This is a genomic window from Burkholderia sp. Bp9140, from assembly GCF_003853425.1.
Classification (GTDB): Bacteria; Pseudomonadota; Gammaproteobacteria; order Burkholderiales; family Burkholderiaceae; genus Burkholderia.
The window spans coordinates 153,674-175,556 of sequence record NZ_QTPQ01000011.1 but is presented as its reverse complement, the minus strand read 5'-3'; the positions used below and the strand labels follow the sequence as shown (position 1 = coordinate 175,556).

The 21,883-nt window shown below is 67.1% G+C and carries 7 protein-coding genes; all 7 read left to right on the top strand.

Annotated elements, in window-relative coordinates:
- Positions 1-408: 408 nt before the first annotated feature.
- The 7 genes from DIE21_RS12040 (at position 409) to DIE21_RS12010 (ending at position 21,839) form a co-directional block, all read left to right on the top strand.
- Positions 409-615 carry a hypothetical protein gene (locus tag DIE21_RS12040; RefSeq protein ID WP_124497912.1) on the top strand — a complete coding sequence of 69 codons (207 nt, stop codon included), beginning with the start codon at positions 409-411 and terminating at the stop codon, positions 613-615.
- A gap of 303 nt (positions 616-918) precedes the next feature.
- A complete protein-coding gene (gene gspI / locus DIE21_RS12035; protein WP_185642760.1) occupies positions 919-1,329 on the top strand; it encodes a type II secretion system minor pseudopilin GspI in 411 nt (136 codons plus the stop codon).
- On the top strand, positions 1,313-1,975 hold the full coding sequence (locus tag DIE21_RS12030; protein ID WP_124497911.1) for a type II secretion system protein J: 663 nt from the start codon (positions 1,313-1,315) through the stop codon (positions 1,973-1,975). Before gspI ends, DIE21_RS12030 begins: the two co-directional genes overlap by 17 nt.
- A gap of 168 nt (positions 1,976-2,143) precedes the next feature.
- Positions 2,144-4,375 carry a tetratricopeptide repeat protein gene (locus tag DIE21_RS12025; RefSeq protein ID WP_124497910.1) on the top strand — a complete coding sequence of 744 codons (2,232 nt, stop codon included), beginning with the start codon at positions 2,144-2,146 and terminating at the stop codon, positions 4,373-4,375.
- Between the two features lie 42 nt (positions 4,376-4,417).
- Positions 4,418-6,670 (top strand): tetratricopeptide repeat protein, encoded by a 2,253-nt coding sequence (locus tag DIE21_RS12020; RefSeq protein WP_124497909.1) that lies wholly within the window; start codon positions 4,418-4,420, stop codon positions 6,668-6,670.
- Positions 6,667-8,916: a tetratricopeptide repeat protein gene (locus DIE21_RS12015; protein WP_124497908.1), complete on the top strand. Its 2,250-nt coding sequence runs from the start codon at positions 6,667-6,669 to the stop codon at positions 8,914-8,916. The genes DIE21_RS12020 and DIE21_RS12015 overlap by 4 nt, the downstream gene beginning before the upstream one ends.
- A 284-nt stretch (positions 8,917-9,200) precedes the next feature.
- Complete coding sequence (locus DIE21_RS12010; RefSeq protein ID WP_185642761.1) at positions 9,201-21,839, top strand: filamentous haemagglutinin family protein; 12,639 nt, start codon at positions 9,201-9,203, stop codon at positions 21,837-21,839.
- Positions 21,840-21,883: the final 44 nt, after the last annotated feature.

The following is a 21,883-nucleotide window of genomic DNA, read 5'->3' as shown; positions in this document are numbered from 1 at the left end:
GCAGCGATGCTAACCCGCGTTTGGTTCCTTGCTGCAGGCCAGCCCCTCTGCCTCACGGGGAGTCATACTGACTAGTCGCCAGCCTTACCGATCAGCCGGCTCGGTTGTCCCGGTCGCGCGCGGTTTTCGCGCGGTTTTCAACCGAACCGATCATCGGTCGTCCATGCGGCACGTTGACGCACGAGTGGTGTGCCGAGCGGCGGAAATATGCCCGCGAGGCCCGCGCCATATGGGTTTCGGGGAATTTCGATCGACCGCCGGGTTTTGATAGGCGAGTGTAAGCCCTGATGGTGCGTCGCAACATTCCTTGACTAGACTGTCGAATGGCTGAAACGCGCCGCGAGCCGGCGCATTTTTTCGACATGCCCGGCGCGCGGCCGATGCGCGCGCAGGGCAGGAGCATAACCCGTGACCGTACTGGACTCATCCCTCGAACCCTCGCTGCACGTCTTCGAACAAGACGGCGGATGGCAATGGGCGCTGACGGTGAAGCGGGCGTCCGGCGTTGGTGTGAAAGTCGTCGCGTTCAGCACGGAAGGCTTCCGCGGCGAAGCCGACGCCTATGCCGCCGGTCAGCTCGCGCGCGCCGAGTATGACGACGCCGTGACGGCTTGACGCCGCGTCGCGCCGATCCCGCTCGCGGATCGGCGTGGTCGTTCATTGCCGGTCGTTTTTCCTCTCCCTTTCCGTTTTCCCTGTTGCCCTCGTTTCGCTGTCGCACGTCACGCATCGCGTGACGCACGGGCGCGCCCGCGTGCCGCGCGTCGACCGTCCCAAATGGTCCGTACCTTTCGACACGCACTTGCCATGCGCGCCACTTAACGTGCATGCGCGGTGTCCGCCGTGCCGGCGATGCGCGATGCGTCGCGCGGCCGGCGCGGGATGCCCGGCGACGACTCATCGACAAGAACGCAGGTCATGTGCGACGACAGAACCGACACCTACCGCGCCGCACGGGCGCCGCTACGGGGATTCACGCTGATCGAGGTGCTGATCGCGCTGGCGATCGTCGCGGTGGCGCTCGGCGCCGTGATGCGTGCGATCGGTGCGCTCGCGTCGGACACCGACACGGCCCGCATGCGCCTGCTCGCGCTGTGGAGCGCCGACAACGCGCTCGGCGAGATCCGCATCGCATCGACCTGGCCGCCAGTCGGCACGCAGACGTTCACTTGCCCGCAGGGCCGTTACCGGTTCGTGTGCCGGCAGTCCGTGGCCGCGCTGCCGAGCCCGCTCGTGCGGCGCGTGACGGTCAGCGTGTTTCCGTCGGCATCGAGCCGCAACGTGCTCGCCGAAGTCGTGACGGTCGTCCAGGATGAAGCGCGGCACTGAACCGCGCGCGGCAGCGCGCGCGCGAGGCTTCACGCTGATCGAGATGCTGGTCGCGATCGCGCTGCTGGCCGTGATCGCGCTGCTGTCGTGGCGCGGTCTCGACGCGACGATCCGCGGCCGCGACGATATCGCGTCGAATCTGGCGCAAACGCGTCTGCTCGGCCGCTATTTTTCCCAGCTGCAGTTCGACCTGATGAACCTCGTGACGGCCGACGAGGTGTTCGGGCCGCCGCTGCGCATCCGGTCGAACGAACTCGTGATGGTGCGCCATCTCGGCGTCGGCAGCGGGCCGGCGCACGTGCAGGTCGTGCGCTACCAGCTCAAGGGGCGCGAACTCATGCGCAGCGCGTCGCAGCCGCTCGCGTCGCTGGCCGAGGTCGAGGACGCGCTCCAGCACCTGGACGATTTCGCGCGCGTGGTCGTCAGCAGCGACGCGCGGTCGATGCAGCTCGCGGTGTGGATCCCGCCCGGCGGCTGGACGACCAGCCAGGCCGCGATCGAGCAGGCGTACGCGCAGTTTCTCGCGCAGCACGGCGTCAGCAACATCACGTCGCTCGGGATGCCGTTGCCGCGCGGCGTGCGCTTCTCGGTCGCGATCGGTGCGCCCGCGGTCGAATACGTGCGCACGATTCCGATCGGCCAATAGCCGTGGTGCCGCGCCCGCAACGGCGTTCCGTCCCCCCGCAAAAAGGTCCGTAACTTTCGTCATACGTCTGTTATTGGGCGTCCGTTAGTCTCGTCCCGAGCATGACCGCCGCGACCGGCCGCTTCGGCCCGTTCAGCGGTGGCATCGGCACACGGGAAGGGGGCTAACGTGACGGTCGAGCACCGGCATGATGCACACGCGGGCGCGTCGGGACATGACGCGTCCGGGCAACGGCAAGCGGCGGCGATCCTGAGCCGCGCGCAGAACTGGCACAGCGCGGGGCGCTTCGACGACGCGGCGCGCGAGTATCTCGCCGTGCTCGCGCAGGCACCGGACCATCCGCAGGCGCTGCACCTGTTCGGCGTGCTGCAGTTCCAGCGCGGCGCGGCGGACGACGCCGAAGCGCTGCTGCGCCAGTCGATCGCGATCGAGGCGGGCGCACGCGCGCTGTCGGATCTCGGCGCGGTCGTCGCCGAACGCGGCCGCGTCGACGAGGCGCTCGACCATTTCGCGGCCGCGCTGCGCGCGGCGCCCGACGACGTGCAGACGCTCGTGCGCCGCGGCAACACGCTGATCGGGCTGCGCCGCTACGACGACGCGCTCGCGTCTTTCGATCGTGCGCTCGCGGTGTCGCCGCTCGTGCTCGACGCGCTCTGCAATCGCGGCGGCGCGCTGCGCGCGCTCGGCCGCTTCGACGAAGCACTGGACACCTACGATCGCGCGCTGATGGTCGATCCGCGCTCGTTCGAATCATGGTTCAACCGCGGTCTCGTGTTGCGCGAACTGCATCGGCCGGCCGATGCGCTGTACTGTTTCGAGCGCGCGAACGCGATCCGGCCCGGCGTGGCCGCGATCCTTGCCGAACGCGGTCGCACGTTGATCGATCTCGACCGGCCGAACGACGCGCTGGCTGCCTTCAACGAAGCGATCGCGGCCGAACCCGCGCGGCTCGACGCGCTGTACAACAGCGCGGTCGCGCTTGAACGGCTCGGCCGCGCGGACGAGGCGCTCGCCCGTTGCGAGCGCGTGCTGGCATTCGACCCCGGCCATATGCGTGCGCATGCGAGCCGCGGCAATGCGTTGCTGCGGCTCAAGCGCTACGACGACGCGCTCGACAGCTATGCACGCGCGCTCGCGCTCGACCCGCATTCGGTCGACACGCTGTGCAATCGCGGCACCGCGTTGCGTTACCTGAAGCGCTTCGACGACGCGCTGGCCTGTTACGACGCCGTGCTTGCGCGCGACGACCGTTTCGCCGAAGCGTGGACGAACCGCAGCAACGTGTTGCAGGACCTGCACCGCTACGACGACGCGATGGCGTCGCTCGACCGCGCGATCGCGCTGCGCCCCGACCATGCGACCAACTGGCTCAACCGCGGCAACCTGCATTTCGAAACGGCGCGGCCGGACGATGCGCTCGCCGCGTACGACCGCGCGATCGCGCTGCAGCCCGACCATGCGGAGGCGCATTTCGCGCGCGCGTCGCTGTATCTGATCGAAGGCGACTTCACGCGCGGCTGGCCGGAATACGAATGGCGGCTGCGCGACGCGCAACTTGCGCGGCACTACCGGCCGTTCACGCAACCGGCGTGGCATGGCGACACGCCGCTCGACGGCAGGACGGTGCTGATCCATGCGGAGCAGGGCTTCGGCGACACGCTGCAGTTCTGCCGCTACGTGCCGCTCATGGCCGAGCGTGGTGCGCGCGTGATATTCGAGGTGCAGCCGCCGCTGCGCGCGCTGATGACGTCGCTGCACGGTGCGGCCCACGTGATCGCACGCGGCGAACCGTTGCCGGCGTTCGACTGCCAGGCGCCGCTGCTGAGCCTGCCGCATGCGTTCCGGACCGACGAAACGACGATTCCGCGCAGCGGCGCGTATCTCCACGCAGACCCGCGGCGCACGTGCGAGTGGGACGCATTGCTCGGCGAACGGCGCCGGCCGCGGATCGGACTCGCGTGGGCCGGCAATCCGGAACACCGCAACGATCACAACCGCTCGATCGATTTCGCGCATTTCGCGACGCTGTTCGACCTCGACGTCGACTGGATCAGCCTGCAGAAGCCCGTGCGCGAAGCGGACCGTGCGTTGCTCGCACATGCGCCGGTGCGCGGTGTCGACGATGAACTCGGCGATTTCGCGGATACGGCCGCGCTGATCGGCGCGCTCGATCTCGTGATCGCGGTCGATTCCGCGGTCGCGCATCTCGCCGGTGCGCTCGGCGCGCCGGTCTGGGTGCTGCTGCCCGATCCGGCGGAGTGGCGCTGGATGCGCGCACGCGGCGACAGCCCGTGGTATCCGTCCGCGCGGCTGGTCCGCCAGCCGGCGCCGGGGAACTGGGCCGGCGTGATCGACGCGGTGCGTGTCGCGATCGGCGGCATCGATGCAATCGTGCGATAGAGACCACGCAACAGAACAGAACCACCAGCCAGGGGCCACACGATGACATCGAACGGGGAAGGGACGACCCTCGCGAGCGCGCCGGCCGCGCCACGATCGCCGGATCGCCGTCCGCCCGACGCCGCGCAGCTCGAACGGCTGCTCGTGCGTGCCCGCAACGCGCATCGCGACGGCGCACTGCAGCATGCGGAGCGTGCGTATGCGGAACTGCTCGCACTCGATCCCGACCATCCGGAGGCGCTGCACCTGCTCGGCGCGGTGCGCTTCCAGCAGGGGCGCCTCGACGACGCCGAGCCGCTGATGCGGCGTTCGGTCGAGCGTCAGCCGGTGCCGCTCGCGCTCGCGAACTATTCCGCGGTGCTGGCGGGGCTCGGGCGCGAGCACGATGCGCTCGCGCGCCTCGACGAGGCGCTCGCGATCAATCCCGCGCATCAGCGCGCGCTGTTTCAGCGGGCGGGCCTGCTCGCGCAGCTCGCGCGATGCGACGAAGCGTGCGCGGCCTACGACCGGCTGCTCGAACTCGCGCCCGGTTTCGCCGACGGCTACGTGAAGCGCGGCGACATGCTGCGTGCGCTCGGCCGTCACGACGATGCGCTGGCCGATTGCGACCGCGCGATCTCACTCGCCGGGCGCACGTTCGATGCGATGCGCGGGCGCGGTCTCGCGTTGCGCGAGCTCGGCCGCTTCCGCGATGCGGCGGACAGCTACGGTCACGCGCTTGCGCAGACGCCCGGCAGCGCCGACGTGCTGTTCCTGCGCGGTGTCGCGTATCTGGATCTGCACGATCCGGAGCGTGCGCTCGCGGATTTCAATGCGGCGATCGCGGCGAGCCCGACCTTCGTCGATGCGATCTTCAACAGCTCGGTCGCGCTTGAACAGCTCGGCCGGCACGATGAGGCGCTGGTGCGCTGCGATCGTGTGCTCGCGATCGAGCCGCGCCATGCGCGGGCACTCGCGAACCGCGGCAATGCGGCGAGTCATCTGGAACGCTATCGCGACGCGGTCGACAGCTATGCGCGTGCGCTCGATGCCGAGCCGGGTAGCGCCGGCGTGCTGTGCAACTACGCGAGCGCGCTGATGCGCGTCGAGCGCCACGACGATGCGCGCGACATGTGCGACCGCGCGCTGGCGCTCGATGATAGCTATGCGCCCGCGTGGTTCACGCGCGGCCGCGTGCAGCTCGAGACGCACCGCTACGAGGCCGCGCTCGACGATTTTCTGCGCGCGCTCGATGCGACGCCGCGCGACAAGCTCGCGCATTTCCACAAGGGCAACGCGCTGCGCGCGCTGCGGCGCCACGACGATGCGCGGCAGGCCTATGCGGATGCGATCGACATCGATCCCGACTACGTGCACGCGCACTGCATGCGGGCGTTCCTGTGCCTGTCGATCGGCGATTTCGAAGCGGGCTGGGCCGAATACGAATGGCGCTGGCGCGATACGCAGCTCGATGGCAGCCGGCGCCATTTCGCGCAACCGAGATGGACGCGCGAGATGCCGCTCGACGGTCGGACGATCCTGCTTTACGCCGAGCAGGGGCTCGGCGACACGCTGCAGTTCTGCCGGTACGTACCGCTCGTGAAGGCACTCGGTGCGCGCGTCGTGGTTGAATCGCCGGTCGAATTGAAGGCCATCCTGGCGACGCTCGACGGCATCGATACGATGGTCACGCGTGGCGAGCCGCTGCCGCCCTTTGACCTGCATTGCCCGCTGCTGAGCCTGCCGCTCGAGTTTCGGACGGACCTTGAGTCGATTCCCGCCGGTGTTCCGTACCTGCAGGCCGGCTCCGCGCGTGTCGAGCACTGGCAGGGCGTGCTCGGCGCGTCGGACCGCCCGCGTATCGGACTCGTGTGGTCCGGCAATCCGTTGCATTCAAACGATCGGAACCGTTCGATGACGCTGACCGAGCTGCTGCCGCTGCTCGATGACCGATACGAGTGGATCAGTCTGCAGAAGGTGGTGCGCGACGAGGACCGTCCGGTGCTCGAATCGAGCCCGATCCGATTCGTCGGTGATGAACTTCGGGACTTTGCCGATACGGCGGCGCTGGCTCAATTGATGGACTGCATCGTCAGCGTCGATACGTCGGTTGCGCACCTCGCGGGTGCGCTTGGCCGGCCGCTTGCGCTGATGATTCCGCATACGCCCGATTTCCGCTGGCTGCTCGACCGGGACGACAGCCCGTGGTATCCGTCCGCGCGGCTGTTCCGCCAGCCGGAGGGCGGGCAGTGGGCACCGGTCATCGAGCGGATCGTGGCCGAACTGCCGGCGATCATGGGCGGAGAGCCGCGATGAATGCGCGTCCGGCCGCCGGCATGGCGCTTGGCGCAGGCGCCGGCTCGCTGCGCGCAGCGCTCGACGATGCGTTGCGCAATGCGCGCGCGCGACTGGAGCAACGTGACTTCGCCGGCGCGAGAAGACTCTACGAAGGTGTGCTGACGATGTCGCCGGACAACGTCGAGGCGCTGCATCTGCTCGGACTTGTTCATCTGCGACTCGGCGACACGATGCGGGCGCAACCGCTGATCGCGCGATCGATCCAGCTGGGCCTGAACCAGCCGTGGAATCTCGCGAATCATGCGGCCGCGCTGACCGGCGTCGGCCGTCATCGAGATGCGCTCGAGGCGGCCGATCTGGCGCTCGCGCGGGATGCGGATCATGCGCCGTCCCACGCGGCGCGCGGCGACGCGCTGCTTGCACTCGAAAGGTACGAGGAGGCCATCGCGGCGTACGATTGCGCGCTGACGCGTGCGCGCGATCTTGCGGCATCCTGGATCAAGCGCGGCGAGGCGCTGCGGAAGCTCGGACGGCCCGCCGACGCGCTGATCAGTGTCGAGCGTGCGCTGCACGTCGATCGGAACGATCCGGCCGCGCATGCGGAACGCGGTCATGTGCTGCGCATGCTGGGCCGGTGCGAAGAGGCGCTGCATGGTTACCAGCTCGCGATGGTCGTGCGCGGCAAGACACCGGACCTCGTCTATGCATGCGGGTATGTGCTGACCGAGCTGGGCCGTCCGGTCGAGGCGCTGGCGTGCCTCGACGAAGCGCTCGCCCGCACGCCGAACGACGTGCAGTTGCTGTACGCAAGCTGCGTCGCGCTCGACCTGCTGCATGCGCGCGACGAACTGTTGAAGCGTTGCGACACGATCCTTGGGCTGGATCGCAACCATGTCGCTGCGTGGCTTGGCCGCGGCAACGCACTGCTCGGGCTCGAGCGCCACGGCGAGGCCGCGATCGCATACGGCGAGGCGCTCGCGCGGGTGCCCGACGACATCGATGCGCTGCGCAATCGCGCCGCCGCGCTACGCGCGCTGGGCGCGTTCGACGACGCGCTTGCGCATTACGACCGGGCACTGGCGACCGCCGGCGCTCAGGCGGAACTCCTGTACAACCGTGCGCTGACGTTGCAGCAGCTCGGCCGTTACGACGACGCGCTCGTGAGCCACGCGGCGGCGGCCGACGCACCTGCCGATACCGCGCAGGCGATTGATACGCGAGCGGTTGCACGGCAGCAGATCGGCGAGCACGACGCGGCGCTCGCCGATTACGTGCTCGCGTGTGAGCGTGAACCGCACAACGGCACTGCGCGTCGTTCGGAGGCGTTCTGCCGGCTGCTGATGGGGGATTTCGAAACGGGCTGGCAGCAGCACGAGATGCGCTGGCGTGCGTCTGACGTGGTGCTGCACCGGCGTCATGCCGACCGACCGCTGTGGAATGGCGACGAACTGCTCGCGGGCCGGACGGTGCTGCTTCATGCGGAGCAGGGTTACGGCGATACGCTGCAATTCTGTCGATACGCAAGCCTGCTCCATGACCGGGGGGCGACGGTGCTTGTCGAGGCGCCCGCCGCGCTCGGCGAGCTGCTCGGCACGCTGCGCGGCGTGAGCCGGATCGTCACCGAGGATCAGCCGACCCCCGCATTCGACCTGCAATGCCCGTTGATGAGCCTGCCGCATGCGTTTCGCACGACGCTCGACACGGTGCCGGCCGACGTACCGTACCTGCGCGCCGATGCGCGGCGGCGCGACGCGTGGGCGCAGCGCCTCGATGCGATTTCGCCGCCGGGCCGGCTGCGCATCGGGCTCGCGTGGTCGGGCAATCCGCGCCACGCGAACGACGAGAACCGCTCGATACCGTTTGCCGCACTCGCACCGCTCGTCGCCGCGCACGACGCGACATTCGTGAGCCTCCAGCCGCAGATACGCGCACGCGATGCCGATGCTTTCGCCGCGAGCGGCGTGCTGTCGTTCGCGGACGCGCTGACGGATTTCGCCGAAACGGCCGCGCTGGCCGATACGCTGGATCTTGTGATCAGCGTCGACACGTCGATCGCGCACCTGGCCGGCGCGCTCGGGCGGCCTCTGTGGGTGCTGCTGCCGCGCGTGCCGGACTGGCGCTGGCTGCTCGAACGCGACGACTGCCCGTGGTATCCGTCCGCGACGCTGTTCCGGCAGGCGCGGCCCGGCGACTGGCCGGCGGTGGTCGCGCGGCTGGCCGACGCGCTCGGTACGCGGCTGCGCACGCATGCCGCGCTGGCGTGAACGGCCTTCCATGACAAAAGCTACGGACCATTTCACGGCGGCCGGAATGGTCCGTAACAGTCGCCACGTCGCTGCCATGCGTGCTTCGTATGGTCTCCGGATTCCAGCGGCCTGCTTCAGGCGCAACGACACGCGTGGGGCCCGACCGGCGCCGCGCGCAATTTCCTAGCATCGGGGTGGAAAGAATGGCGGCACGTGCACGTACGGATCGGCAACTTCACGCAGCGGCCTCGCGGCCGGTCCTGAAATCGGAGCTGAGCCCGCTCTACCGGGCGGTCGTGCTGATGCTCGCGGCGGGCGTGTCCGCGCATGCGCACGCGGCTGGCATCACGAACCTCGGGCAGGCCACCGCGCGCGCGTCGGGCGGCGGGGCCGGCGGCGTCGGCGGGATGCCGGGCGTGCCGAATCTCGGCGTGTCGCCGCAACAGGCGCTGCAGGCCAGCCAGCCGTCGATTCGCAACCTCGGCTATGCGGCGCATGCGATCGCGGCGCAGATCGCCGCGCAGCAGAATGCGGCGGCCGCCGCGGCGAAGCTGCCGTCGACCGTGCCGAACGGGCTGGCGCCGGGTGGGCTGCAGGTGGCGGCGGGCGCGTCGGGCGATACGAACAATCCGGTGCTGTGGTTCAACGCGAACGCGCCGACGCAGAGTACCGACGCGAACGGCCACGTGAACGTCGACGTGAAGCAGACCGGGCAGAACGCGGTGCTGACGTGGGAGACGATGAACGTCGGCCGGCAGACCACGCTGAACTTCGACCAGTCGGGCGGCACGCAGACCAATGGCGCGAACAACTGGGCCGTGCTGAACCGGATCAACGATCCGAGCGGGCGGCCGAGCCAGATTCTCGGCAACATCACCGCGCAAGGGGCCGTGTACGTGATCAACCGGAACGGCGTGCTGTTCGGCGCCGGGTCGCAGGTGAACGTGCATTCGCTGGTGGCGTCGTCGCTCGACGTGCTGAACATGAACAACTACAACCAGACCCTGCAGAACAGGATTCCGGTTGTGACGGACAGCACGCTTGCGCAGGATGCGGCGGGGATCGTCGCGAGCAACAAGCAGTTCCTGAGTCTGCAGGCGGGGACGACGGGCGGGCTCGCGTATCCGGAGTCGGGCAGTTCGACCGGGGTGACAGGTTCGTCCTACGTTCCCAACGAGGTGCTTGGTCTCGGCAATCAGGTCAATCTCACGTCCGCGAGCCAGTACCAGCCTTGGGGCGACGTCACCATCGAACAGGGCGCATCGATTACCACGCACGCGAACGGCAACGTCAGCGATGGCGGCTTCGTGATGATCGCCGCGCCGAACGTGACGAACGCAGGGCACATCAAGGCGACGGACGGGCAGGTCGTCCTGGCGGCTGGCGTTGGGGTTAGCCTGCGGCCGAACGCGTCCGGCAATGCGAATCCGCAGGTTCTTCTTCCTGAACTGAGCGGGAAGATCGTGTTGCTGGGGCAGAACGGCGGGACGACCGACATCACGCCGGCCGGCACGCTGACCAATACCGGCATCGTCGAGGCCGCGCGCGGCAACGTGAACCTGCTCGGCAGCCGCGTCGCGCAGAACGGCGTGGTGGGCGTGACGACGAGCGTCAACGTGCCGGGCACGATCACCATCTCGACGGTTGACGAGTACAGTTCGAACAACCCGGCGGGCACTGCGTACTTTGGACTGGGTCGTGTAACCGGTGGTGCAAGCCAGGGCGATGGCGGGAACGATGTGCATCGCGCGGGCCTGCTCAGCTTCGGCCCCGATTCGGTGACGGCGGTGATGCCGGACGGCAACGGCCAGACGACGCCGTCGACGCCCGGCGCGACCTTCACGCCGGGCAGCATCGGGATGACGGCCGGCTCGGTGTGGTTCCAGGGCGGCTCGCTGATCGAGGCGCCCGGTTCGAAGGTCTCCGTCACGGCACTGACGCCGTCCGCATCGGGCGCGCAGGCGCCGGCTGGCCAGACGGCCGTGCCTGGCCGGATCTATGTCGACAGCGGTGCGACGATCGACGTGTCGGGCCTCGCGAACGTCGAGGTGCCGATCGCGCAGACGCTCGTGACGGTCGACCGCATCGGCCAGAACGAACTCGCGGATTCGCCTCTGCTGCGCAACGGCTTCCTGTTCGGATACAAGAATCTCGTGTTCGACAGCACGCTGACGGGCACGCGCAGCGACGGCGTGCAATGGGTCGGTAGCCCGATCCTGAACCTGTCTGGTTATGTGAATCTGATTCCGCGCACGGTCGACCAGCTGTTGACCAATGGCGGCTCGATCACGTTGTCGGGCAACGAAGTGATGACCGCGACCGGTTCGTCGATGAACCTGAACGGCGGCTACGTGCACGTCGACGGCGGAATCGTCAACACGACGCGGCTGGTCGATGCCAACGGTGCAATCGTGCCGATCGACAAGGCGAGCCCGTACGATACCTACGTCGGCATCGCGGGCCAGTTCACGGAATCCCATCCGCGCTGGGGCGTGACGAAGTCCTGGTACAACCCGCTGCAGACCGCGGGTGTCTATCAGAGCGACTACATCGTCGGCGGCAACGCGGGCACGCTCGATATCTACGGGCTGCAGTCCACGGTGCTGGACGGCGACATCAGCGCGCAGGCGTTCGGTGGCGCGAAGCAGATGCAGGGCAACAGCCTGCCGAGCGGCGGGACGTTCAACCTCGGCGCCGATCCGAAACTCGACGGCGCCGCGCTGGTGCATCTGACGTCGAACAACAGTGATGTCGCGTCGGGAACCGCGGGCCTGGTCGTACTGCAGGACAATGCGCCGCAGCTCGCCGACATCGCGCCGGGTTTCTCGATCGATACGCCGCTCGACAAGACGGCGCTGCAGGCGTTGCCCGCGAACGATCCGCGCAACGTGCTGACGACCACCGTGGTGCCGGTCGCGACGCTGAACAACGGCGGTTTCGCGAACCTGAACGTGACCGAGGACAAGAGTGGCGGCAAGGGGGTCGTCGTGCCGCAAGGCACGCAGCTGGCCCTGCAACCGGGCGGTTCCATTTCGCTCAACAGCGTGCCCATCGGCGCGGATGTCAATGTGGCGGGCAAGCTGATCGTACCGTCGGGCACGATTTCGATTGCGAGCGGCGGGAATATCGTTGTCGGACCGCAGGCGGTGATCAGTGCGGCCGGGCAATGGGTCAACAACGACGCGCAGGCCGCACCGGGCACGACGCCGGGCAATAGCCAGTTCATCAATGGCGGCAGCATCGTGTTATCGACCACCGAGCAGACGGTCGGAAACTCGGGCGACGGTTTCAGGGACGCGACGGGATCGATTCTGCTGCGTCCCGGTAGCGTGCTCGACGTGTCGAGCGGCGGCGAACTGCTGGCGAACGGCCAGTTGCTGATGCAGAACGGCATTCCGGTCGGACGCGGCGGCAACGTATCGCTGTCGGCCTACGCGGAGCCGGTCACCCGGCAGTTCGGTCATACGGGCGACGGCGGTCAGGTGATGCCGACCACGCAACCCGTCAGCGGTACGATCGCGCTCGGCGGGACGATCCTCAGCGACGGTTTTTCGGGCGGTGGCACGTTGGCGTTGCAGGCACTCGGCTTCCAGATCGGCGGCGATCCGAAGGCCGCCGCGCCGTGGGATGTCTATTTGCCGGAGCGCTTTTTCGCGCAGCAGGGTTTCGGCAAGTATGTGTTGAACGCATACTACGACGCGACCGTGGCGCCCGGTGCGGCCATCACGCTGACGCAACGCAATCTGATTCCCGATGTGCCGGCGCTTCAGCAAACCGCGACGGGCGCCAACCTGTCGACGTCGGGCCTGACAACGTCGGGTCGTCTCGACGACTATCACCGGCAGCCCACGAGCCTCGTGTTGACGGGCGGCAATGACGCGTCATGGATCACGCCGGCGAATACGGCACCGTCGTATCCGGGGGTGACGGGTGCCGTTACGTTGTCGTCCGGCGCGTCGATTCATGCGGATGCCGGCGCGAACATCGGCTTCGGTTCGCCGACACAGGTGACGGTGCTCGGCTCGATCGTCGCGCCCGGCGGTTCGATCACGCTCAGCGCGGATTCAGGCAGCACGTTCGCGCAGACGGGGCAATACGGCATATTCGTGCCGAGCGACAGTCGATCGGTCTGGCTCGGCTCGGCCGCCACGCTCGACGTGTCGGGCACAGCGCTCGTGAACCCGCTGGCGGCGCCGGTCAGGATCGGCACGGCCGTCGTCGTGCCGAATACCGGCAAGGTCCTGCCGGGTGGCTCGGTCACGCTGTCGAGCGACGCGGGTTACGTGGTCGCTCAGCCGGGGTCAAAAATTGACGTGTCGGGCACCTCGGCCAACTTTGACCAGTTGCAGTCGAACGGGACGTATGCGTCGCAGCCGGTGTGGAGCGATGCGGGTTCGATCACGTTGTCCGCCGGGTATGGGCTCTTTGCCGACGCGACGCTGGCTGCTCACGCCGGTGCCGCACAGGCGCGGGGCGGCGTGTTGACGATTCTGCCGCAACAGAACAGGGCCGGTACCGGTGAGGCTACGCTCGTCATCCGGCAAAGCGGCGAATTGACGCCGGTCGGGCTGGTAGCGGGGCAGAGTTTCAACACGGCGATCGATTCGACGACCGGGTTGCCGATTGGTCAGCCGACCGGTGTCATTCAGTTCGCCACCGACCGGCTGGACGGCTCCGGCATCGCGAATCTCGTCCTGGGCAGCGCGACATCGTCGGCGCCGCTGATTGCGTTCGCCGGAAACGTGAACCTGAGCTTGCCCGAGTCGGTGACGCTGAATGCCGGCCGGATCGCCGCAATCGGGAAGGACCAGCTCGCCACGCTCCTTTCTGCGCCCTCGACGACGCTTTCGACACTGCTCGCGCAGCCGTCGCAGCATATGCCCGGAACGACGGTCGAGATCGATGCGCCATATGTCGCATTGAACGGGCCGACGCTGACGTCGCGGTCGTCGGCGTTCGTGCCGGTCGCGACGGTTTCCGATGCAACGCTGAACGTGAACGCGTCGTTCATCGATCTGACGAACCAGTTTCAGCTCGACAACTTCGGGCAGGCGAACTTCACGAGCAGCGGGGATATTCGCCTCGGCTCGACGAACGCGCCCCAGACGTCGTCGACCGCCCTCGCTGCGGCCGGCATGCTCTATACCTCCGGCAACCTGACCTTCAAGGCGGCGGATCTCTATCCCGCGACCGGCAGCACGTTCATCGTCGATGCGGTCGGGCCGAACGATCCGGCCACGGGGAAGCCTGTCCCGACGACGATCACGTTCGCGTCGAACGGCGCGTCGGGCACGCCGCTGTCGGCCGGCGGCACGCTGCTCGTGGATGCCACGAATATCGTGCAGGGTGGCACGGTGCGTGCGCCGTCGGGTTCGCTCGTATTCGGTGTCGGCGATCCGGCCAGCACGGCGACGCAGGCGCAATTCAACGGCCTGCCGCTCGTTGCGACGGAATCGGTCAGGCTCGCGAACGGCGGCGTGACGTCGGTCTCGAACGACAACGCGGTCATCCCGTATGGCACGACGGTCGACGGCGTCGAATGGCAATTCAACCCGATGGCGGGCAACACCAAAGTCGCCGACCTGACCGCGCCGCCCGCGAAGTACGTCGGCGTGAACGCAGGCAACGTCGCGCTCGACAAGGGCGCGACGATCGACCTGTCGGGCGGCGGCGATCTGCAGGCGGCCGAGTGGGTGCCGGGGACCGGCGGCACGCGCGATGTGCTGTCGCAATACAACGTGAGTTATGCGAGCGGAAAGGGCGCCGCGGCCGTACCGGTCAATGCCGGCGCGGGCAATGTCTACGCGATTTTGCCGGGTGCGCAGTCGCCGGTGGCTGCCTACGATCCGGTGTTTGCGCAGACCGTCCAGCCGGCCACCAGCGCCTCTGGCACGGCGACCACGACGACCGCGACGCTCGGTGTCGGGCAGGCCGGCCTGAGCGACGGGATCGGCAGGGCGGTGTATCTGTCCGGCGTGCCGGGACTGGCCGCCGGCTATTACACGCTGCTGCCGGGCAAGTATGCGACGCTGCCGGGCGCGTATCGCGTCACGGTGGCGAGTACGGCCGGCGCCGTCGTGCCGGGCGCGAGCACCGTGCTGCCCGACGGGACGGTCACGACGGCAGGTTATTTCGCCGACGCGCTGACGGGCGGCCGCAACGCGACGCCGACGCTGTTCAACGTGCAGTCTGGCCCGGTCTGGCAGCAGTACTCGCAGTACACGCTGACGGGGGCGAACAAATTCTTTGCCACGCAGGCGGCCAAGCAAGGCAGCGTGACGCCGCCGTTGCCGGTGGATGGCGGTCAATTGGTGCTGGCGGCGACGAAGGCGCTTACGCTCGGCGCGACGTTGAACACCGCTGCCGGCCCCGGTGGCGCGCCGGCCGAGGTCGATATCGCGTCGCGGGACATTCAGATCACCGGCAGCGGCAGTGCCGCGCTGGCAGGCTATCTGCAGATCGGCGCAAGCGATCTCGATTCGCTGACCGCGGGCAGCCTGCTGATCGGCGGCACGCGTCAAGCGACGGCGCAGGGTGTTGCGATCACGCCGATCGCGAACAGCGTCGTCGTGTCGAACGACGGGAGCACGACGCTGAAAGGCCCCGAGATCCTGCTCGTCACGAAGGCGGACGGCAGCGGCACCGATCCGAACGCGCCGAACGGTTTGCGCGTCGACGCAGGCGCGTCGGTCGCCGCGCAGGGCGATTATCCGGCGGCGAAGGATCAGCCGCTTTCGATCGTCGGCGATGGCGCACTGTTGCGCGTATCGAACGGCGCGATGGCGCCGCTGACGCGCACGGGCGGGACGGGCACGGGCCTGCTGACCGTTGGCGCCGGTGCGACGCTCGCAGGTGGCCAGGCACTGATGCTCGATTCGTCCGGCGATCTGAAGGTCGATCCGTCCGCGGTGCTGTCGGCCAGGGCGATCACGGCTGACGGTTCGGCGATCACGTTCACGAACGCGAGCGGCGGCGCGGCCGCGAGCCTGCCGGGCTTCGTGGTCGATCCGGCCGGCCTGGCACAGTTCGCGAACGCGCAGCAGGTGGCGCTGCGCAGCTACGGTGCGATCGGCTTCGTCGGCGACGTGAACGCGACGTTCGGTAATAGCGTGGACCTGAGCGCGGGCACGTTCACGAGCGATGGCGGCCACGTGACGCTGAATGCGCAGCAGATCGCGTTCACGAACGAGACCGGGGCGCCGAACGGCGTGGCCGCGCCGGGCAACGGCGCGCTGACGGTCAACGCGAAGGAGATCGATTTTGGCACTGGCACGAAGACATTGAGCGGTTTCGGCGCGGTGACGATGAGTGCGACCGGCGGCATCGTCGGTCAGGGCACGGGTACGTTCGATTTCGGCGTACTGCCGGTGGCGCTCGGTGCGCCGGTATATCTCGCCGACACGGGCTCCGCGTCGACCGTGAAGACGACTGGTGCGCTGACGCTGAATGGCGCATCGGGCACGGCGCTGACGAAGACGCCGGTCGGCGGTGCGTGGCATTTCATCGGCGGCACGATCGCCGACAACGGCGCGGCGATTGCCGCGCCGGCGGGCAACGTGAGCCTGGAGGCGACCAGCGGCAATCTGACGATCGGCAGCGGCTCGACAGTGAGTTCGGCCGGCGTGGCGAAGCAGTTCTTCGATGTGACGCGCTATGCGCCGGCCGGATCGATCACGCTGACGGCCGACGCCGGTACCGTCGACGTGCAGGCGGGCTCGACGGTCGATTTTTCCGGCGCCAATGGCGGTGGCGCGGCAGGCAGCCTTGCGCTGTCCGCGCCGCAACAGGGCGTGAACCTGAACGGCACGATCAAGGGCGGTGCGGCGAACGGCTATGCGGGTGGCTCGTTCTCGCTGAATACGGGCGGCGCGGCGGATCTCGACACGCTGTCGAAGACGCTCGCGTCGAGCGGCGTGAACCAGTCGATCGCGATCCGCACGAACACGGGCAACCTGACGCTGTCGCAGGGCAACACGCTCGTCGCGCGTACGGTGCAACTTACGGCGGACGGCGGGGCGGGCAACGCGGCGGACACGGTCAACGGCAACGTGAACGTGTTCGGCACGATCGACGCATCGGGCAAGGCAGGTGGGGAGATTGACCTGTACGGTCGCAATGGGGTGGATATCGAAGGTACGCTGCTGGCGCGCGGCTCCGATCCGAAGCAGCGTGGCGGCAAGGTCGATATCGGCACCAGCGCGATGTTCGATCCGACCGTCGCGAATCCGTACAACGCGGCTTACGGCTACGAGAACATCGCGCGTGCGAACGCGGGGACGATCACGCTGGGGGCAAACGCGCTGATCGACGTGTCGGGCGGCACGGCCGGCGGGCTATCGGGCGGGACGGTGAATTTCCGTGCGCCGCTGCTCGCGGACGGCGGCGTCAACGTCGATCCGCCGGCGGCATTCAACGACGGCAAGGGCATTGTCGGGTCGCGCGCGACGACGCTCGAGGCTTATGCGGTATGGAGCACGACCGATGCGACGACGCATGCGCAGCACTTCGACGGCATCATCGATCCGGCAGGCTGGTACGACGGAAACGGACATCTGGTTGCCGGTACGTTCACGGCGCAGGGCACGAGCGGTGTAACGTTCAGCTTCACGCCGAATGCAAGCGGCGACGGTGGCGGCACGCTGACGAACAACTCGACCGGCGCGCAAGTGGTGCTGACGGGCAGTGCAGGCGATCAGGCGCAATTGCGCAACGGCGTGGCGTCGATCGGTTTCGGCGGGATGAACGGCACGTACTTCGCGCCGGGCGCGGCAAATGCCGATCACCAGACGTTTTACGGCCATCAGGTTGGCGGTGCGACCGCGACGACGCCCGGTACGCTGATGGGCTTCGTTCAGCATGGGCTCGACGCGCTGGTGGATCCGTTCGCGGGGAAGAACGTCGCGAACGTCCATGTGGTACCGGGCATCGAGCTGGACAATCCGAGCCGGGCGATCAACGGTGGCGACATTCAGGTGCTGACGAACTGGAACCTGGGTGCCGGCACGTCGCCGACGGATCTCGCGTTCCGTTTCAACGGGGACGCGCCGGTGGTGACGCTGCGCGCCGAGAACAACGTGAAGATCAAGGCGAGCCTGACGGACGGGTTCTTCCAGATCGCGAATCCGCTTGGCGGCGGGGGTACGATTCCGGTGCCGGCGTTGTCCACGTTGAGTGCGACGCAGTCGATTTACGACATGCCGTCCGGTTCATTTGGATATCACTACGGATACACGCTCGCCTACTTTGGAAAAAACGGATTTGGGTCCAATCGGAATCTGGCTTTTGGGCCTGGTCAGCCGACGGGCGGGACTCCGGATGAAATAGCGGAATACTATGCATTGTATTCAGCGTATGCGAATTATCTGACGGAGACAGCCACTACGATCAATTCCATGTTCCGATGGGATCCGACCAATGACAACATCGACATCATCAGCATTTTTCGAAGCACCGGTCAATCAGTGGCAGGTCTCACTGCTCCGATTGCGCCAACCGCATCGGAGCAGGCGGTCAATCCAGGCTCCTATCTGATCTATTTGAATCAATACAAGACATATCTTTTAGCGGCTGCCAGCTATCGCAACCAGCATCAACTCGATCCATTTCCGTTCGTGGACGTTGTTACACCACCGGCTGTGCAGCCTGTTGCGGTAATCTCGACGTCGACAATCAGCTTGCCAGCCGTAACCGATAACACTCCAGCACCGGTTGCAACCGCAGGGAATCCTGTCCCGCTTCAGTCCGCCTCTCTGGCTGGTGGAGCAAGCAGTTCCTTCCGCGTGGTGGCGGGTGCGGATCTGAGCAGCACGAATCCGCTTGCCGTACAGGCTGTGTCGGCTTCGACGAAATCGCCGGGCAACGGCAGTGTGACCTTCGACGGCCACACCGCTTACGTCGACGCCAACGGTTTGGCATTGATTGCGCCAACAGCGCTACGCACGGGTACGGGATCGATCGACGTGGCGGCCGCGAACGACATCGCACTGTTCGACGCGAGTTCGACGCCGGCGAACGATCCGAGCGTGATGGTTGTCCCCGGTGTCATTTATACGGCGGGTGCTCCGGCTGCCGGAGCGCCCGCGCAGGGCAGCGATGTCGCGATCGTGCATCCGTTGTGGACCGGCAAGCAGGACATTCTGGTGACGCCGGCCGTCAACCCCGACTCCGCCGGCGATATCACCATTCACGCGCAAGGGAACATCGTCGGTGCCGAGCGCTTGACGGATGCGACAGGTGAGGTGACAGGCCAGCAAGGCAGCGATATCAGCCAATTCTGGTGGCAGTGGATGCAGATCGGCAATCCGACGGGAACCGTCGGCGCGACGTTTCCTGCGATACAGACAGTCCGAACGTCGATCAATTTCGGCGCTTTCGACCAGGGCGTGCTGAGTTCTGGCGGCAACATTTCCGTGTCCGCAGGCGGGAATATTTCCGATCTGTCGGTGTCGCTGCCGACGACGTGGTATTTGACCGCGGCCAATACGGATAACCCGACGGTCAATACGGTCGGTGGCGGCAACCTGACGGTACACGCCGGTGGGGACATTCTGAGCGGCGGCTATTTCGTCGCGAAGGGCGTCGGCACGATTGCCGCGGACGGGAAGATCGGCTCGGATATCACGTTGCCGTCGCTGTCCGTCGGACAGCCGCCTGGTGCGCTGGATACGTTGCTTGCGACACAGGATGGCACGCTCGACGTGAGTGCCCGCCAGGGCGCCAGCATCGGACGCGTGTTTAACCCGTCGTATGTGCAGAGTAGCGCACTGTTGAACGCCTATGGGCAGTACGCGGACGCGCAAGGCTATTCGACGAATTCGGCTGTCAGTATCATGTCGACGACGGGCGACGTGGCAATCGGCACGCTGAGCGGGATCGACACGATAGGAGGCGGGGCGTCCAGCAACCTTCCCGGTCGCAACGATATGTCGTTCGTGTTACCGGCCTCGATGAACCTGACCGCGTTCACCGGCGGCATCACGGTGGCGTCCAGCGGCGAACTCGCGCCATCGCCGTCGGGCAATCTGAGCTTGATCGCGGATCAGTCGATCAACGTCTCCAGCCTCAATGGCCTCGCGAGCAGTGCGATAGGGGGTGCCAGCCCGGTGTTCGGCATGCTCGATATGGATCCTGCGTCGATGCCGTCCCCCACGAATCCTCATGCCAATGTGCCGCTCCTGACCGACAAGACGCTGGCCGCTCATGCATCCAGCGCGCTGCACGAAGACGATACCGTTCCGGCGCGCATCTATAGCCTGAATGGCGACATTGTCGACGGGATTGTGCAGACCACCGGCTTTTACGACCAACTCGTTCCTATCTCGATCGACAAGCCCACGTTCATCCAGGCCGGGCAAGACATCGTCAACCTCGCTTTCCAGGGGCAGAACCTGCGCAAGTCCGATGTGACGCGTATCGTGGCCGGGCGCGATATCTACGATACGCCGTACGCGGGTACCGTGAACGCCGTCGTTCCGGCACTGGTACTGGGTGGCCCCGGCACGTTCGACATCGAGGCGGGGCGGAACATCGGACCGCTGACCAACCAGATTGAAGTGAATCTTCAGGGTGTGCTTACCGGGATAAATGCAATCGGTAACGCGAATAACCCGTACCTGCCTCATGAAAGCGCGAACGTCAACGTGCTGTTCGGCGTGGGGCCGGGCGTCGATACTGCGACGTTCGTTTCGACATACATCGACCCGGCGAGCTCGGTGGCAGGGGTGCCCGGCACGACGCCCGCGCTGATCGCATTCGTGCAGCAGTACGAAGCGGGCCAGGCGGTCGACACGGGGCTGGTGAACGATCAGCCTGCAATCGCACCGCTGACGGCAGCGCAAGCGTGGTCGAAATTCAAGGCGCTTCCGCAGTATGTCCAGCAGCTCTTTGCCGAGCAGGTGCTGTTCAACGTGCTGGCCCGGGTCGGGGAGGACTACAACAATCCCGCGAGCCCGTATTTTCAGAAATATGCCAGAGGCTATCAGGCGCTCGATACGCTGTTCCCGGCTTCGCTGGGCTACACGGCCAACAGTCTCGGTGGCGGTAGCAATGGCGCGAACAAGCAGGTCGACACCGGCGATCTGGATATGCGCGGCACGACCATCCAGACGCAGCAGGGCGGCAGCGTATCGATTCTCGGCCCGGGTGGGCAGGCGCTGGTCGGGAGCACGTCCGCGCCGCCGCAGATCGTCAATGACAAGGGAACCGTGATCGCCGGCCCGGGGTCGATGGGTATCCTGACGCTCGAGAAGGGCGACGTGAATATCTTCACGGATCGCAGCGTGTTGCTCGCGCAGAGCCGGATCTTCACCGAGCAGGGGGGCGACATGACGATCTGGAGCTCGAACGGCGACATCAACGCCGGCAAGGGCGCGAAGTCGTCGGCCGATACCCCGGCGCCGCAATATCAGTGCGACGCGAACCACTATTGCACGGTCGATGCGCGCGGGCAGGTGACCGGTGCGGGCATCGCGACGCTGCAGAGCGTGCCGGGTGTGCCGCCGGGTACGATCAACCTGATTGCGCCGCGCGGCACGGTCGATGCGGGCGACGCCGGGATTCGGGCAGGCAACCTGAACGTCGCGGCGCTGCGCGTCGTGAACGCGGACAACATTCAGGTGACGGGAAAGGCGACCGGTATCCCGCTCGTGCAGGCGGTGAACACGGGTGCGCTGACGGCCGCGAGCGCGGCTGCGTCGGCGGCGACGCAGGTCGCGCAGGAAATGGCGAAGAACAACGCTTCCGGTGCGTCGGCGCGGCGCTGGACGATTTCGGTGCAGGTCGAGGGATTTGGTGATGCCGGCGGCGATGGGGCGAAGAAGCACAAGCAGCAGGTTGGCTACGACGCGTCAAGTTCCGTGTCTATTCTCGGTTTCGGACAGGCAGGGCCGTCGCAGCGGGCAGCGCTGACGGACGGTGAGCGTGCGCGATTGGGCAAGATCTGATGATGTGCAGTTGATGCGAGTGGCCGGCTTGATCGGAGGCTCGC

What these genes read in the sequence shown, in the direction of transcription:
- gspI (WP_185642760.1), top strand. Translation starts at nt 919, where the DNA reads ATGTGCGACGACAGAACCGACACCTACCGCGCCGCACGGGCGCCGCTA.
- DIE21_RS12030 (WP_124497911.1), top strand. Translation starts at nt 1,313, where the DNA reads ATGAAGCGCGGCACTGAACCGCGCGCGGCAGCGCGCGCGCGAGGCTTC.
- DIE21_RS12020 (WP_124497909.1), top strand. Translation starts at nt 4,418, where the DNA reads ATGACATCGAACGGGGAAGGGACGACCCTCGCGAGCGCGCCGGCCGCG.
- DIE21_RS12015 (WP_124497908.1), top strand. Translation starts at nt 6,667, where the DNA reads ATGAATGCGCGTCCGGCCGCCGGCATGGCGCTTGGCGCAGGCGCCGGC.
- DIE21_RS12010 (WP_185642761.1), top strand. Translation starts at nt 9,201, where the DNA reads ATGCTCGCGGCGGGCGTGTCCGCGCATGCGCACGCGGCTGGCATCACG.